The sequence below is a fragment of the Kingella sp. SNUBH-2017 genome (assembly GCF_028680565.1).
Taxonomy (GTDB): domain Bacteria; phylum Pseudomonadota; class Gammaproteobacteria; order Burkholderiales; family Neisseriaceae; genus Kingella_D; species Kingella_D pumchi.
In genome coordinates this window covers 74,870-87,804 of sequence record NZ_JAPHVK010000008.1, presented here as the reverse complement: position 1 = coordinate 87,804, position 12,935 = coordinate 74,870, and the positions used below count along the sequence as shown (strand labels likewise).

Annotated in this window: 17 protein-coding genes and 1 tRNA gene; 10 read left to right on the top strand and 8 right to left on the bottom strand. The window is 60.1% G+C overall.

The annotated features are described in order from the left end of the window. Nucleotides 1-121: 121 nt before the first annotated feature. The 6 genes from OP500_RS07670 to alr form a co-directional block, all read right to left on the bottom strand. The gene (locus OP500_RS07670) at nt 122-967 is read right to left on the bottom strand and encodes a YoaK family protein (protein WP_238748391.1); all 846 of its coding nucleotides are present in this window, start codon (nt 965-967) and stop codon (nt 122-124) included. Between the two features lie 247 nt (nt 968-1,214). Beyond that, nucleotides 1,215-1,925 (bottom strand): N-acetylmuramate alpha-1-phosphate uridylyltransferase MurU, encoded by a 711-nt coding sequence (gene murU, locus OP500_RS07665; protein WP_238748393.1) that lies wholly within the window; start codon nt 1,923-1,925, stop codon nt 1,215-1,217. 154 nt (nt 1,926-2,079) lie between these two features. After that, nucleotides 2,080-2,757 (bottom strand): ricin-type beta-trefoil lectin domain protein, encoded by a 678-nt coding sequence (locus tag OP500_RS07660; RefSeq protein ID WP_238748394.1) that lies wholly within the window; start codon nt 2,755-2,757, stop codon nt 2,080-2,082. Nucleotides 2,758-2,892: 135 nt separating this feature from the next. Next, nucleotides 2,893-3,225 (bottom strand): zinc ribbon domain-containing protein YjdM, encoded by a 333-nt coding sequence (locus OP500_RS07655; protein ID WP_274070616.1) that lies wholly within the window; start codon nt 3,223-3,225, stop codon nt 2,893-2,895. A gap of 84 nt (nt 3,226-3,309) precedes the next feature. Beyond that, nucleotides 3,310-3,798: a 4-hydroxyphenylacetate 3-monooxygenase, reductase component gene (gene hpaC, locus OP500_RS07650; protein WP_274070615.1), complete on the bottom strand. Its 489-nt coding sequence runs from the start codon at nt 3,796-3,798 to the stop codon at nt 3,310-3,312. A 6-nt stretch (nt 3,799-3,804) separates the two neighbouring features. Further along, on the bottom strand, nt 3,805-4,857 hold the full coding sequence (alr, locus tag OP500_RS07645; protein WP_238748397.1) for an alanine racemase: 1,053 nt from the start codon (nt 4,855-4,857) through the stop codon (nt 3,805-3,807). Nucleotides 4,858-5,042: 185 nt separating this feature from the next. Between alr and rpsP the strand changes: the two genes are divergently transcribed. The 4 genes from rpsP to rplS are packed head-to-tail and all read left to right on the top strand — an operon-like array spanning nt 5,043 to nt 6,966. Beyond that, complete coding sequence (rpsP, locus tag OP500_RS07640; protein ID WP_238748398.1) at nt 5,043-5,291, top strand: 30S ribosomal protein S16; 249 nt, start codon at nt 5,043-5,045, stop codon at nt 5,289-5,291. A gap of 10 nt (nt 5,292-5,301) precedes the next feature. Further along, a complete protein-coding gene (gene rimM, locus OP500_RS07635; protein ID WP_238748399.1) occupies nt 5,302-5,811 on the top strand; it encodes a ribosome maturation factor RimM in 510 nt (169 codons plus the stop codon). Then, nucleotides 5,811-6,566, top strand: a complete 756-nt coding sequence (trmD, locus tag OP500_RS07630) for a tRNA (guanosine(37)-N1)-methyltransferase TrmD (RefSeq protein WP_238748400.1) — start codon at nt 5,811-5,813, stop codon at nt 6,564-6,566. The genes rimM and trmD overlap by 1 nt, the downstream gene beginning before the upstream one ends. A 25-nt stretch (nt 6,567-6,591) precedes the next feature. After that, nucleotides 6,592-6,966 (top strand): 50S ribosomal protein L19, encoded by a 375-nt coding sequence (gene rplS, locus OP500_RS07625; protein ID WP_238748401.1) that lies wholly within the window; start codon nt 6,592-6,594, stop codon nt 6,964-6,966. A gap of 105 nt (nt 6,967-7,071) precedes the next feature. On the opposite strand, the gene OP500_RS07620 is transcribed toward rplS, so the two are convergent. Together OP500_RS07620 and OP500_RS07615 are read right to left on the bottom strand one after the other, a co-directional pair. Beyond that, complete coding sequence (locus OP500_RS07620; RefSeq protein ID WP_238748402.1) at nt 7,072-7,968, bottom strand: polyprenyl synthetase family protein; 897 nt, start codon at nt 7,966-7,968, stop codon at nt 7,072-7,074. Beyond that, a complete protein-coding gene (locus OP500_RS07615; RefSeq protein ID WP_238748403.1) occupies nt 7,952-8,182 on the bottom strand; it encodes an exodeoxyribonuclease VII small subunit in 231 nt (76 codons plus the stop codon). Before OP500_RS07615 ends, OP500_RS07620 begins: the two co-directional genes overlap by 17 nt. Before the next feature lie 216 nt (nt 8,183-8,398). Here OP500_RS07615 and rplU point away from each other — a divergent pair, with 216 nt between their 5' ends. The 6 genes from rplU to OP500_RS07585 all read left to right on the top strand — a co-directional run bounded on the left by rplU (nt 8,399) and on the right by OP500_RS07585 (nt 12,918). Further along, entirely contained in the window at nt 8,399-8,707 is a 309-nt protein-coding gene (gene rplU, locus OP500_RS07610) for a 50S ribosomal protein L21 (protein ID WP_274070614.1), read from the top strand. Nucleotides 8,708-8,741: 34 nt separating this feature from the next. Continuing rightward, nucleotides 8,742-9,011 carry a 50S ribosomal protein L27 gene (gene rpmA, locus OP500_RS07605; protein WP_238748404.1) on the top strand — a complete coding sequence of 90 codons (270 nt, stop codon included), beginning with the start codon at nt 8,742-8,744 and terminating at the stop codon, nt 9,009-9,011. Between the two features lie 155 nt (nt 9,012-9,166). Continuing rightward, nucleotides 9,167-10,141 carry a polyprenyl synthetase family protein gene (locus OP500_RS07600; protein ID WP_238748405.1) on the top strand — a complete coding sequence of 325 codons (975 nt, stop codon included), beginning with the start codon at nt 9,167-9,169 and terminating at the stop codon, nt 10,139-10,141. An 18-nt stretch (nt 10,142-10,159) separates the two neighbouring features. After that, nucleotides 10,160-10,234: transfer RNA gene (locus OP500_RS07595), tRNA-Arg, on the top strand. A gap of 131 nt (nt 10,235-10,365) precedes the next feature. Continuing rightward, nucleotides 10,366-11,412, top strand: a complete 1,047-nt coding sequence (locus OP500_RS07590) for an NAD(P)H-dependent flavin oxidoreductase (RefSeq protein WP_274070613.1) — start codon at nt 10,366-10,368, stop codon at nt 11,410-11,412. A gap of 984 nt (nt 11,413-12,396) precedes the next feature. Then, nucleotides 12,397-12,918: a C40 family peptidase gene (locus tag OP500_RS07585; protein WP_407659234.1), complete on the top strand. Its 522-nt coding sequence runs from the start codon at nt 12,397-12,399 to the stop codon at nt 12,916-12,918. The last annotated feature ends 17 nt before the right edge of the window (nt 12,919-12,935 follow it).

The window sequence follows — 12,935 nt, the reverse complement described above, 5'->3', positions numbered from 1 at the left end:
AAAGGGCGCAATTATAACGGGCTGACAAACAAAACTTAGCATTTTTAACCCAAATGCCGGAACAACACCGACGATCGCGGCATAAATGCTACAGCCGGCAAAAAGCAGCCTGAAAACCCTGTTATCGGTTTTCAGGCTGCTTTTCGTTTGGCCGCTGTTTTTCCCGTCGCATCAGATACCAGCGCAGCCGGCTGCGGATGTCGTAGCCGATCGAGCCGAAGCCGAGCATAAACAGCGTGGCGGAGACCGGCAGGGTGAAATGGTAGCCGATCTGGTGGTAGCCCCAGGCGCCGATGATGCCTCCGATCACAAAGCTGGCAACGGTGCCGGTAAACAGCGCCATTTTCGGGCGGTTTACTTTTACGTCGGGCAGGCGCGGATTGGTGTCGCGGCGGTAGTAGAGCACTTTGGCCAGCTCGATGCCCAAATCGGTTACGGTGCCGGTCATGTGGGTGGAGCGGATGGCGCCGCCGGAGAGCACGGTCATCACGGTGTTGTGCATGCCCATGATAAACGACAGAAACAGCACGGTAGGCGGCACCATCGCGCTGCCGATATGAGACAGCGCCACGCCCAGCAGGCCGAACAGCAAAAGATACAGCGCTTCCATCCACATCGACAGCGCATAGCTGCTGTGAAAACGAAAACGCTTGGCCCACAGGATAATCCAGCCCGAATGGGTGGCGCCGGTGAGATAAGCGAGCACGCCCGAGAGCGCCAGCAGGCCGGTTTGCCAGCGGCCGAGCGCGAACTCATCGGCAGCGTTGGAAAGGTGGCCGGTGATGTGCGAAGTGTAGCCGGCCACCGCAAAGAAACCGCCGGCGTTGATCGCCCCCGCCAAGAGCGCCATCAGATAGCCCAGCAGCCGGAAACGGAAGTCCGAAATCGGGCTGTCGTGCAGATAGGGCTTGTCTGCCTGCCAGAATGGGTGGGAAACGGTTTTGCGCGGGCGGCGGGTGCGGGACATGGCGGTAAAAAAGAAAGAAAACGGCGTTTTCGTTGTTCGGGCAGCCTGAAGTGCGGCAAAACGGCTTTCAGGCTGCCTGAAACACGGCGCCGGCATTTTAGCATCTGCCGCGCGGCGCGGGCTTTGACTGATATCCAAGCCGGCGGATATTTTTCAGGCTGCCCGAATATGGCAGGCAGCCTGAAAAATGCTTGGGCGCAAACGTTTCAGGCTGCCCGAATCCATCTCAAGGCAGCCTGAAAAGCCGTTAGGACAATTTTCCTGCCCGCGCCAGCGCATCGGCTTCGTCCAGCCGCTCGGGCGTGCCGACATCGAGCCACAGGCCGTGGTGGAACTCGCCGCCAACGCGCCCATCGGTCATCGCATCGCGCAGCAGCGGCGCGAGTTTGGCACGGCTGTGTGGCGCAATGCCGGCAAACAGCTCGGGCGCGTAAACGCCGACGCCGCTAAATGTGCCGCCCTGCGCGTTCGGCGCGGCGGCATCGGCGTGCAGCAGGCCGCTATTGTCGAGCGCAAAATCGCCCGCCGGATGGTGCGGCGGGTTGGGCACCAGCCACAGATGCGCCAGTAGGCTGCGTTCGGCAAGGGCGGCAGCGCGTTCGGCGGCAGCCTGAAAGTCGATATCGGTAAAAACGTCGCCGTTCACCACCAAAAACGGTTGATTACCCAAGAGCGGCAGCGCGGTGGCAATGCCGCCGGCGGTTTCCAGCCCGCCTTCGTTTTCCGGCGAATAGGCGATATTCACGCCCCACGCCGCGCCGTCGCCCAGCGCGTCTTCGATTTGGCGGCCGAGCCAGGCGTGGTTGATGACGATGTCGCGAAAACCGGCGGCGTGAAGCCGGCGCAGGTGGTGGACAATCAGCGCTTCGCCGCCGGCTTTCAGCAGCGGCTTGGGCGTGCGGTCGGTCAGCGGACGCATACGCTCGCCGCGTCCGGCGGCCAGAATCATGGCTTTCATGGGGAACCTTTGTGCAGTTTGGGTGTTTCGGATGGGCAAAAGCAGCCTGAAAAAATGCTGTCCGCCGCACGGAATACGCTTGTTTGGCGTTTGGCAAAGGCAGCCTGAAAGCCGCGAATACGGTTTTCAGGCTGCCTTTTGCGGTGGGGCGGGTTTAGTGGTTGTCGTCCACCCACACGCTGCCGCTGCCGTTTCTGTCCAGACGGATGCCGTCGGGGGTGCGGGTGTCGTAGTTGCGCTCGCGGCGGGTGTTGCCGATGCCGCGATCTTCGCTGCTGATGCTGCTGGAGCCGTGTTTGCGGCTTTGCTCGCGGTCATAGCGGTTGCTGAAATAGAACTGCTGGTTGCGGCTGCTGTTGCAGCTGCGGATGCTCAGGTAGTTTTCGGAGGCATCGAGGCATTTGCCCGAATCGGCGCTGCGGATGCGGCCGCCGTCGAGATACCAGCGCTGGTTGTCTTTGCCGTTGCATTGGAACAGGATAACGCGGCTGCCGTCGCGGGTTTCGCCGCCGGATACGTCCAGACAGCGGCCGTTTTGGCGGATGGTGCCGCTGCGCGAATCGAAGCGGAATTGTTGGTTGGACTGGCCGTGGCAGCGGTAGCGGATCAGGCTGTGGTGGTCGTCGCCGTGGATGTCGAGGCACTCGCCGCGGTCGGTGCGGATCAGGCCGCCGGCATCGTATTGGTCACGCTCGCGTTCGTAATCGTCGCGGCGGTTGTGTTCGGGGTAGTAGATGCGGTCGTTTTGCCCGTGCGAGTCGATGTCGATCAGATCGGGCAGCTGCACATTGCAGGCGGCCGGCATCAGCGGCAGCAGCAGGGCGGCGGTCATGGTTTTTTTATGTGGATTCCTTTCGTAAAAACAGCGGCTAAGGTCTTTCAGGCTGCCTGAAAACAGGCCGCGCCCAAGCCGGCGGCCGGCAGCATAAGGCCAAGCGGGCAGGCGGTAAACCGGCTGTACAAACGATTACGCTTTTTTTACAAATTCCGACTTTAAATTCATGGCGCTGCCGTCGATTTTGCAGGCGATGTCATGATCGCCTTCCTGCAGGCGGATGTTTTTCACTTTGGTGCCTTGCTTGATCACCTGCGAGCTGCCTTTGACTTTCAAATCTTTAATCAGCACCACGGTGTCGCCGTTGGCCAGCGGCGTGCCGTTGGCGTCTTTCACCACCGCCGCGCTCTCGGCGGCGGCTTCGTTTTCAGGCTGCCATTCGTGGGCGCATTCGGGGCAGACAAACTGGATGCCGTCGTGATAGGCGTATTCGGAGCCGCATTGCGGGCAGGCGGGTTGGGTCATGGTGGGTTCCTTAATAGTTGGCTAATAGTTGGCTTTCAGGCTGCCTGAAAGTGAAAAACGGTTTTTCAGTCTGCTTTTTTGTCCTTACGCAATTTGAGCGAAGGCGCGGCGGAAATAGGCGAGGGCGGGGCGGTTGTGCTTGCCCAGGCGGATTTCTTCGATGCCGACGTAGAAAATGCGGTGGGTGCCCATGTCGTGATGCTGGAGGATGCGGCCGTGCAGGTGGGCGAGGGCGTCGTCGATCTGCAGTTGGCCGCTGCTGCCGCGGTGCCAGATGTGCTGCTCGAAACGCTCTTCGTGGGTGAGTTTGGTGATGCCGGCAAAATGCTCGGCAGCGTCTTGCTGGTCGGCGGAAAGCACGTTGATGCACAGCTCGCCGTTGCCGGTGAGTATCGGGCAGATGCGGGTGTTGAGATTGACGCACAGCACCACGGTGGGCGGGGTGTCGGTAACCGGCGCGACCGAGGTCATGGTGATGCCGTAGCGGCCGTGTTCGCCGTCGGTGGTAATCAGATAGACGCCGGCGGCGCAGGCGGCCATGGCGTTGCGGAAATCCTGCTGGATGCTGTCCATGGCGGCCTACCGGTAGATTTTTTGCGCGCGTTTGACGGCGCAGACGATTTCGTGGGGAATGGTGCCGGCGGCGGCGGCCACTTCGTTGACGCTGATTTCGTCGCCGAAGAGTTCGACGCTGTCGCCGCTGCCGCCGCCTTTGCTCAAATCAACGGTGAGCATGTCCATCGAGATGCGGCCGATGATGCGGCTGGGGCAGCCTGAAACCGATACCGGCGCGCCGCTGCCGGCGTGGCGCGGGTAGCCGTCGGCATAGCCGCAGGCCACCAGGCCGACGCGGGTGGGGCGGCTGGTGTAGAAGGCGGCGCCGTAACCCACCGGCTCGTGCGCCTGCAGGATGCGTTCGGCAAAAACTTGGCTGGAGAGTTTCATTACCGGCTTGAGCCGGCTGTCGCGGCCGCCGAACGGGTCGATGCCGTACAGCGCGATGCCCGCCCGCCCCCATTCGCGGTGGCTGGCGGGGTGGGCGAGAATGGCGGCGGAATTGGCCAGGCTTTCGGCGCCGGGCAGTGCGGCGCAGATGCTGTCGAAGGTTTCGGTTTGCAGCTCGGTCATGCCGCTGTCGGCGATGTCGGCGCAGGCAAAGTGGCTCATTTTGACGATTTCGGCCACCTTCGGGCTTTGCTTCAGCGCGTTGTAGGCGGCGGCGTAGTCCTGCGGGAAAAAGCCGGCGCGGTGCATGCCGCTGTCCATTTTCAGCCAGACGTTTACCGGCGATTGCCAGTTGTGGGCGAGCAGCGCTTCTAGTTGCGCCTGCTGGTGGACGACCGGCCACAGGCGGTGTTGGTCAACCAAAGCGTATTCGGCAGCCTGAAACACCCCTTCGAGCAGCACGATGGGCTTTTGGATGCCGGCCTCGCGCAGCTGCAGCGCTTCTTCCAGCAGCGCCACCGCAAAGCCGTCGGCCTCGTTTTCCAGCGCCTGCGCGCAGGGCAGCGCACCGTGGCCGTAGGCGTCGGCTTTGATTACCGCCAGCATTTTGCCGCCGTGTAAGGCTTTGAGTGTCCGGTAGTTGTCGCGCAGGTGCTGCAGGCGGATTTCGCATATCAGGGGGCGCATGGTTGCTGTGTCCTAGGCTTAAAGGCAGCCTGAAAATGGGTAAAGGGGCGGATTATAGGGGCTTTACCGGTTTTGATAAACTGCCGGCAGCCGCGGCAGCCTGAAAATAAAGGCTTGCCTGAATGGCGGAAAACACACTAAAATGCGCGGTTTCGCAAATTGACGATTTTTTCAAAGGAATTCTCATGGTAGTTATCCGTTTGTCCCGCGGCGGTTCCAAAAAACGCCCGTTCTACAACATCGTAGTAACCGACCGCCGCGCCCGCCGCGACGGCCGTTTCGTTGAGCGCGTAGGTTTCTATAACCCCGTTGCCAACGAAAAACAAGAGCGCGTACGCCTGCAGGCCGACCGCCTGAACCACTGGATCAGCCAGGGCGCGCAAATCACTCCGGCCGTTGCCAAGCTGGTAAAAGAACAGCAAAACGCCGCTTAAGCCCACCCGCATGAGCGACTCCGCGCAATGGGTGGCCATGGGCTACATCAAAGGCGTATTCGGAATCAAAGGCTGGCTGAAAGTCAAAACCGATACCGAATACGCCGACAGTTTGCTCGATTACCGGCGCTGGCGGCTGCATAAAGACGGCAGGCGGCAAGACGTGGAAATCGAAGACGGCAAAATCGTCGGCAGCGAACTGCAGGTCAAATTCGCCGGCATAGACGACCGCGACCAGGCTGCCTTGCTGCGCGGCTACACCGTTGAAGTACCGCGCGACGAATTTGCCGAAACCGAAGAAGACGAATACTACTGGGTCGATTTGGTCGGCATGCAGGTGAAAAACCGCGCCGGCGAAACCATCGGTACGGTACAAAACCTGATGGAAACCGGCGCCCACGATATTCTGGTGGTGGCCAAAGCCGAAGGCAAAACGCTGATTCCCTTTGTCAGCCAGTTTATCGACGGCGTCGATCGGGAAAATCGCACCATTACCGCCGATTGGGGCAGCGACTACTGATGAAAATCCAAGCCCTGACCCTGTTTCCCGAAATGTTTGCCGCCATCGGCGAATACGGCGTAACCGGACGGGCGGCCAAACAAGGCATCTGGTCGTTTTGCGCCATCAACCCGCGCCGCTTTGCCGACAACCGTTTGGGCTATATCGACGACCGTCCTTTCGGCGGCGGCCCCGGCATGATTATGATGGCGCCGCCGCTACAGGCGGCAATCGACGAAGCCGTGGCCAACTGCAGCGGCAATCCCGCCAGTCGCCGCGTGATTTATCTCAGCCCGCAGGGCGCGCCGCTCACCCACCAAAAAGTGAGCGAACTTGCCGGCTACGACAATCTGATACTGCTTTGCGGCCGTTATGAAGGCGTGGACGAGCGCCTGTTGCAAAGCAGTGTTGATGAAGAAATATCCGTTGGCGATTTCGTCGTATCCGGCGGCGAGTTGCCGGCGATGATGCTGATGGATGCCGTGTTACGGTTGATTCCGGGGGTATTGGGCGACATCGAGTCTGCCGCGCAAGACTCGTTTGCCAACGGTCTTTTGGACTGCCCGCACTACACCCGGCCCAGCGAATTTTGCGGTATGGCCGTTCCCGAGGTTTTAAAATCGGGCAACCATGCCGCAATCGCGGAATGGCGCTTGGAACAGGCGCTGCGCCGCACTTTGAACCGCCGCCCCGATTTGTTGGAGGGGCGCGCATTGATCCCACAGGAAGCCCGATTGCTGCAAAAGATTCTGTCCGAGCAGCAGGATAAGGCATAATCCAATTATATTCAGGAGTTTTCACATGAATCTGATCCAACAGTTAGAGCAGGAAGAAATCGCCCGCTTGAACAAAGACATCCCCGCTTTCGCCCCCGGTGACACCGTTGTGGTGTGGGTGCGCGTGGTAGAGGGCAACCGTACCCGTCTGCAGGCCTATGAAGGTGTGGTGATTTCCCGCCGCAACCGCGGTCTGAACAGCAACTTCATCGTGCGCAAAATCTCCAGCGGCGAAGGCGTGGAACGTACTTTCCCGCTGTACTCTCCCCGCGTGGAAAAAATCGAAGTCAAACGCCGCGGCGACGTACGCCGTGCCAAGCTGTACTACCTGCGCGGCCTGACCGGCAAAGCCGCACGCATCAAAGAAAAACTGCCTGCCCGCAAACAGCAGCAAGACTAAGTTTGGTGCGAAAACCCGTTTCCATTATCCGGAAACGGGTTTTTGTTGGTACCGGTACGCAAAAGGCAGCCTGAAAACTTCTCAGGCTGCCTTTATTGTTTTGGTTTAATGGCTGCGTGCGGTTACGAAACGGGCAAGGCTGCGCAGATGCTCTGCCCGTTCGTCAAACGCCTGCAGCTGTGCCAGCGCTTCAGCTACCAGCTCTTCGGCATAGCGGCGGGCGGCGTCCAGCCCCATCAGTTTCACATAGGTCGGTTTGTCGGCCTCGGCGTCTTTGCCGGCGGTTTTGCCCAGCGTCGCGGTGTCGGCGCTGCAGTCGAGCACGTCGTCCACCACTTGGAAGGCCAGGCCGAGACAGGCAGCGTAGCGGTCGAGCTTTTCCAGCGCGGCATCATCCAAGTCGGGGCAGCTTAAAGCGCCCAGCAGCACGGCGGCACGAATCAGCGCGCCGGTTTTCAGGCGGTGCATCGCTTCCAGTTCGGTTTGTGACAGCGATTTGCCGACATTGTCCAAATCCACCGCCTGCCCGCCGGCCATGCCGAGACTGCCGGATGCTGCGGCCAGCGTGCGGATCATGTGCAGCTGGCGGTCGGCAGGCAGGCCGTTGGTTTGCGACAGCAGCTCGAAAGCCAGCGTTTGCAGCGCATCGCCGGTGAGCAGGGCGGTCGCTTCGCCGTAGCGGACGTGGCAGGTGGGCTTGCCGCGGCGCAGGGTGTCGTTATCCATGGCCGGCATATCGTCGTGCACCAGCGAGTAAACGTGGATGCATTCGACCGCCGCCGCCGCCTGCTCGCAGGCAGCCTGAACGCTCTTGCCCAGTTCGGCCGCCGCCAGCACCAGCAGCGGGCGCAGGCGTTTGCCGCCGTCCAAAACCGCATAACGCATCGCCTGATGCAGGCTTTCAGGCTGCTTTGATGCCGCGGGCAAAACCCGTTCTAAAATCAGCTCGGTCTGCGCGCGGGCGCGGCTTTGCCAGCCTGAAAAATCATTCTTTGCCGTCAAGATCCAGCTCCTTTAATCCGTCCGCATCCAATACCTGCAGTTTTTGTTCGACCTGCGCCAGTTTGTTCTGGCAAAAGCGCACCAGTTCGCTGCCTTCCTGATAGGCGGCCAGCGCTTCTTCCAGCGGCAGGCTGCTGCCCTGCATCGCTTCGGTAATCGCTTCCAGCCGCGCCAGAGCGTCTTCAAAAGTTTTCGGGGTGGTTTTGCGCGTCATGCTTGTGTTCCCGTGTCGGGTAGTCGGAGATTAAAGGCGGCGATTATAAGCCATAAAGGATTGCAGGCAGCCTGAAAGCGAGTGCGGGGCTTAAAACGGGACAACAAAAGGCAGCCAATAAAACTTTGACAAAACATCCAGCTAATGGAATAATCCGCCCCTTTCGCGCATGGGGCGCGGAAAATTTTTTTACCGAACAACTACACGGAGTTGAGTATGTACGCGGTCATAAAAACCGGCGGCAAGCAGTATAAAGTTGCCGTTGGCGAAAAATTGAAAGTAGAACAGATACCTGCCGAACTCGACAGCCAAATCGAACTGACCGAAGTTCTGATGATTGCTGACGGCGAGTCTGTAAAAGTAGGCGCACCCTTTATCGAAGGTGCGAAAGTAAAGGCTAAAGTAGTGGCACACGGACGCGGCGAGAAAATCCGCATTTTCAAAATGCGCCGCCGCAAACACTACCAAAAACGCCAAGGCCACCGCCAGAATTTCACCCAAATCGAAATCGTGGCCATCGCCTGATTACCCGTTCACCACAGTTTAAGGAGTATTAAACATGGCAACCAAAAAAGCCGGCGGTAGCTCTAAAAACGGCCGCGATTCAGAAGCCAAACGCCTGGGCGTGAAAGCCTACGGCAACGAACTGATCCCTGCAGGTTCCATCATCGTGCGCCAGCGCGGTACCAAATTCCATGCCGGCGACAACGTAGGCATGGGCAAAGACCATACCCTGTTCGCCAAAGTGGACGGCTATGTGGAATTCGCCGTAAAAGGCCGCCTGAACCGCAAAACTGTCAGCGTCCGCCCCTACACCGGCGAGAACTAAACCGCAGTTTTCCCGCCCTGCCCGTCAAACGGCAGGGCTTTTGCTTGCCCGCGTGAAGCAGCCTGAAAATAGCCGGCAGCGGGCAGACAAGCGCCGTGCCAGCCTGTATAATCCGCCCCTTTGTTTAACCCGCCGCCTCTTGCGAAAGCACCACCATGCTGTACAGCCTGCCTTATTTCCAGCAACATCTCGATGCCGATTTGGAACGTGTCAATGCGGTCATCGGCAAGGCCGTGCAGTCGGAAGTGGCGCTGATTTCGCAGATCGGCAGCTACATCATCAGCGCCGGCGGCAAGCGGCTGCGCCCCATCATCACCATTCTCGCCGGCAAAGTGCTGGGCTACGACGACGACAAACTCTACTCGCTGGCGGCAATGGTTGAATTTATCCACACATCCACCCTGCTGCATGATGATGTAGTCGATGAAAGCGAGCTGCGCCGCGGCCGCGCCACCGCCAATAATCTGTTCGGCAACGCCGCCGCCGTGCTGGTGGGCGACTTTCTCTACACCCGCGCCTTCCAGCTGATGGTCGGCTCGGGCAGCCTGAAAATCCTGGATGTGATGGCCGATGCCACCAACATCATCGCCGAAGGTGAAGTGATGCAGCTGATGAACATCGGCAATACCGACATCAGCGAAAGCCAGTATCTGCAGGTTATCCAGTACAAAACCGCCAAGCTCTTTGAAGCCGCCGCCCAAGTCGGCGCGATTCTTGCCGGCGCCGATGCCACGCAGGAGCAGGCACTGAAAGACTACGGTATGTACGTCGGCACCGCCTTCCAGATTATCGACGACGTGCTCGATTATTCCGGCAGCCCCGAGCAGATTGGCAAAAACGTCGGCGACGATTTGGCCGAAGGCAAGCCTACCCTGCCGCTGATTTACCTGATGCGCCGGGGCAGCGCCGAAGCCGCCGCCGACGTGCGCCACGCGCTCACCCACGCCGACCGCAGCTATTTCGACAAAATCCACGCCCACGTGCTCGCATCCGACGCGCTGGCCTACTGCACCGCGCAGGCGCGCCAAGCCGCCGAACGCGCCGCCGCCTGCCTTGAAGCGCTGCCGGATAACGAAGTGCGCCGCGCCATGCGCGATCTGGCAGAGCTGTCGGTAGCCCGTCTCTCTTAACCGTCTTTTCTGCAAAACCTCGCCGTAGTTCAACGGATAGAACGTATGCCTCCTAAGCGTAAAATACAGGTTCGATTCCTGTCGGCGAGGCCAATCTTTTTCGGGCGTAAAGCTCGTTTCTTGTTTTCTCCCGTCCTGTTTTCTGTTATTTTTGCCGCGCCAGCCGCTTTCAGGCTGCCTGCCGTATCCTTGCGGCAGCATAAACACACACAGGAGAAATCATCATGCGTCGTTTATTGTCCCAACTGTCTTTCCCGCTGGTTCAGGCGCCGATGGCCTACGCGCAAGGCGTGGAGCTGACCGCCGCCGTCTGCCGCGCCGGCGCGCTCGGTTCGCTGCCGGCGGCGATGTTCGCGCCCGATACTTTGGATGCCGCGCTGCACGAATTGCGCAGTTTGATTGGGGATGCGCCCTACAATCTCAATTTTTTCGCCCACCGCCCGCAATCGGTTACTGCCGAACAGCGGGCGGCTTGGCATCGGCTGCTGGCGCCGCATCTGGCGCGTTTTGGCCTGGCCGAAAGCGATATTCCCACCGATGCCGGCCGCAATCCCTTTGACGAGGCGATGTTGGAAGTGGTGCGCCGCCACCGGCCGGCGGTGGTCAGTTTTCATTTCGGCCTGCCGCAAAGCAGCCTGCTGACGGCCGTGAAAGACAGCGGCGCGCTGGTGCTCGGCAATGCCACTACCGCCGATGAAGCGCGCTGGCTGGAAGGGCAGGGCGCGGACGGCATTATCGTGCAGGGGCTGGAAGCCGGCGGCCACCGCGGCATGTTTTTATCGTCTGATTTGACGCGCCAGAGCGGCCTGTTTGCCCTGCTGCCGAATGTCCGCCGCGCGGTGTCGCTGCCGCTGATTGCCGCCGGCGGCATCAGCGATTCCGCCGCGGTGCGGGCGGCGCTAGATTTGGGTGCCGACGCCGTCCAATGCGGCAGCGCCTTTCTGCTGGCCGACGAAGCCAAAACCAGCCCCGCCTACCGCGCCGCGCTGCAAAGCCCGCAGGCGGCCGATACCGTGCTGACCAATCTGTTTAGCGGCGGCATCGCCCGCGGCATCCGCAGCGCCTATATCGACGAAGCCGGCCCGATCCATCCCGCCGCCCTGCCGTTTCCGCAGGCCGGAGCCGCCGCCGGATTATTGCGCCGCGCCGCCGAGCAGGCCGGCAGCAGCGAATATTCGTCGTTCTGGGCGGGGCAAAACGTATTGGCGGCACGGCCGGGCAGCGCCGCCAAAATCGTTGCCAGACTGGCCGCCGGCTTTCAGGCAGCCTGAAACCGCCGCTTGGGCAGCCTGAAACGCCCAATCCGCCGCCAACGCGGCGATTTTTTCGTGCGGCGCTGTTTTCAGGCTGCTTTTGTCTATGTCAGTCGTCAGGCAGCCTGAAAACTGCGGCAAAACACGGCATTTGGGCTGCCGCGCAAAACCGAACCCGCACCGCGGCTTTTAGTCAAGCGGCTGATGCGTCTGCCTTACCTTTTCTAATGGTTCTTAACCCGTTATTGCATGAAATCGGGTAGAATGCCCGAGTTTTTATGGTGCGCGCGCAACACTAGGCGGCGCACTTCCATTTGGCCGGCGCCCAAACGGCTTTCCGGCACACTCTTTCGCGGCTGCGGCCGCTCCCGACCAATACAGCAGGCTGCTTGCCGCAGCCTGAAACGATTGCGGACGAATATGAATCTCTTCAAACAACTATGCGGCACGGCCTGCTGCCTGCTCGGCCTGCTGGCACTGCCCGCCACGGTCTCGGCGGCGCCCGCCAAGAAGCCCGCCAAAACCGCGGCCAAGCCGGCCGAAAAGAAAACCGACAAAAAATCCGATAAGGCCGACGCCAAAAAAGACAGCAAAAAAGCAGCCAAACCCGCTGCCGACAAAACCCCAAACGCCAAAGGCAAAGCTGCAGACAAAAACAAAAAAAACGACCAAGACACCCGCAAAGACAAAAACCAAGACAAAGCAAAAAAAGCTAAAGACAGCGCCAAAGACAAAGCCCGCGACGCCAAAAACGGCAAAACCAAAGAAAAGCAGCCTGAAAGCGCCAAAACCAAAGAAAAAGAACGCGGCAAGCCCGCCGGCAAAGCCCAGGCAAAAAAGCCGGCCGACGATCCGCTGCATTCCATCATCAGCCGCAAAAGCAAAACCGTCCCACATACGCCGGCGCCCAAAGCGGAGCCCAAGCCCGATACGGCAGCCAAGCCGGACGAAACGCCGAAGTCGTCTGCCAATAATTCCCCCGATCACGACGAACTCGACCGCCTGATTGCGCGCAAAAGCGACGAAGCGAAAAAAAGCCGTTCCGCCGAAGTCGCCGCCGCGCCGGCGCGCAAAGAGAGCGACAAAGAAAACGCTACCGAAGACAAACGCCCAATCAGCAAGGGCGATGCCGACGAGTTGATCGGCAACGCCATGGGTCTGATCGGCGTCGCCTACCGCTTCGGCGGCACTTCGCCCAGCACCGGCTTCGATTGCAGCGGCTTTATGCAGCACATTTTCCGCAAAGCCTTCGCCGTCAATCTGCCGCGCACGTCCGCCGAGCAGGCGCGCGTCGGCACTTATGTTGCCCGCACCGATCTGCAGCCGGGCGACATGGTGTTCTTCCGCACCCACGGTTCGCGCATTTCCCACGTCGGCATGTATGTCGGCAACAACCGCTTTATCCACGCGCCGCGTACCGGCAAGCGCATCGAAATCGTCAGTCTGTCAAACAAATACTGGAACGCCCGTTACGCCACCGCCCGCCGCGTGAAGCGCAACAACGCCGACCGTTTCGTCCGCTGATCCCGCTCACTTAAGGA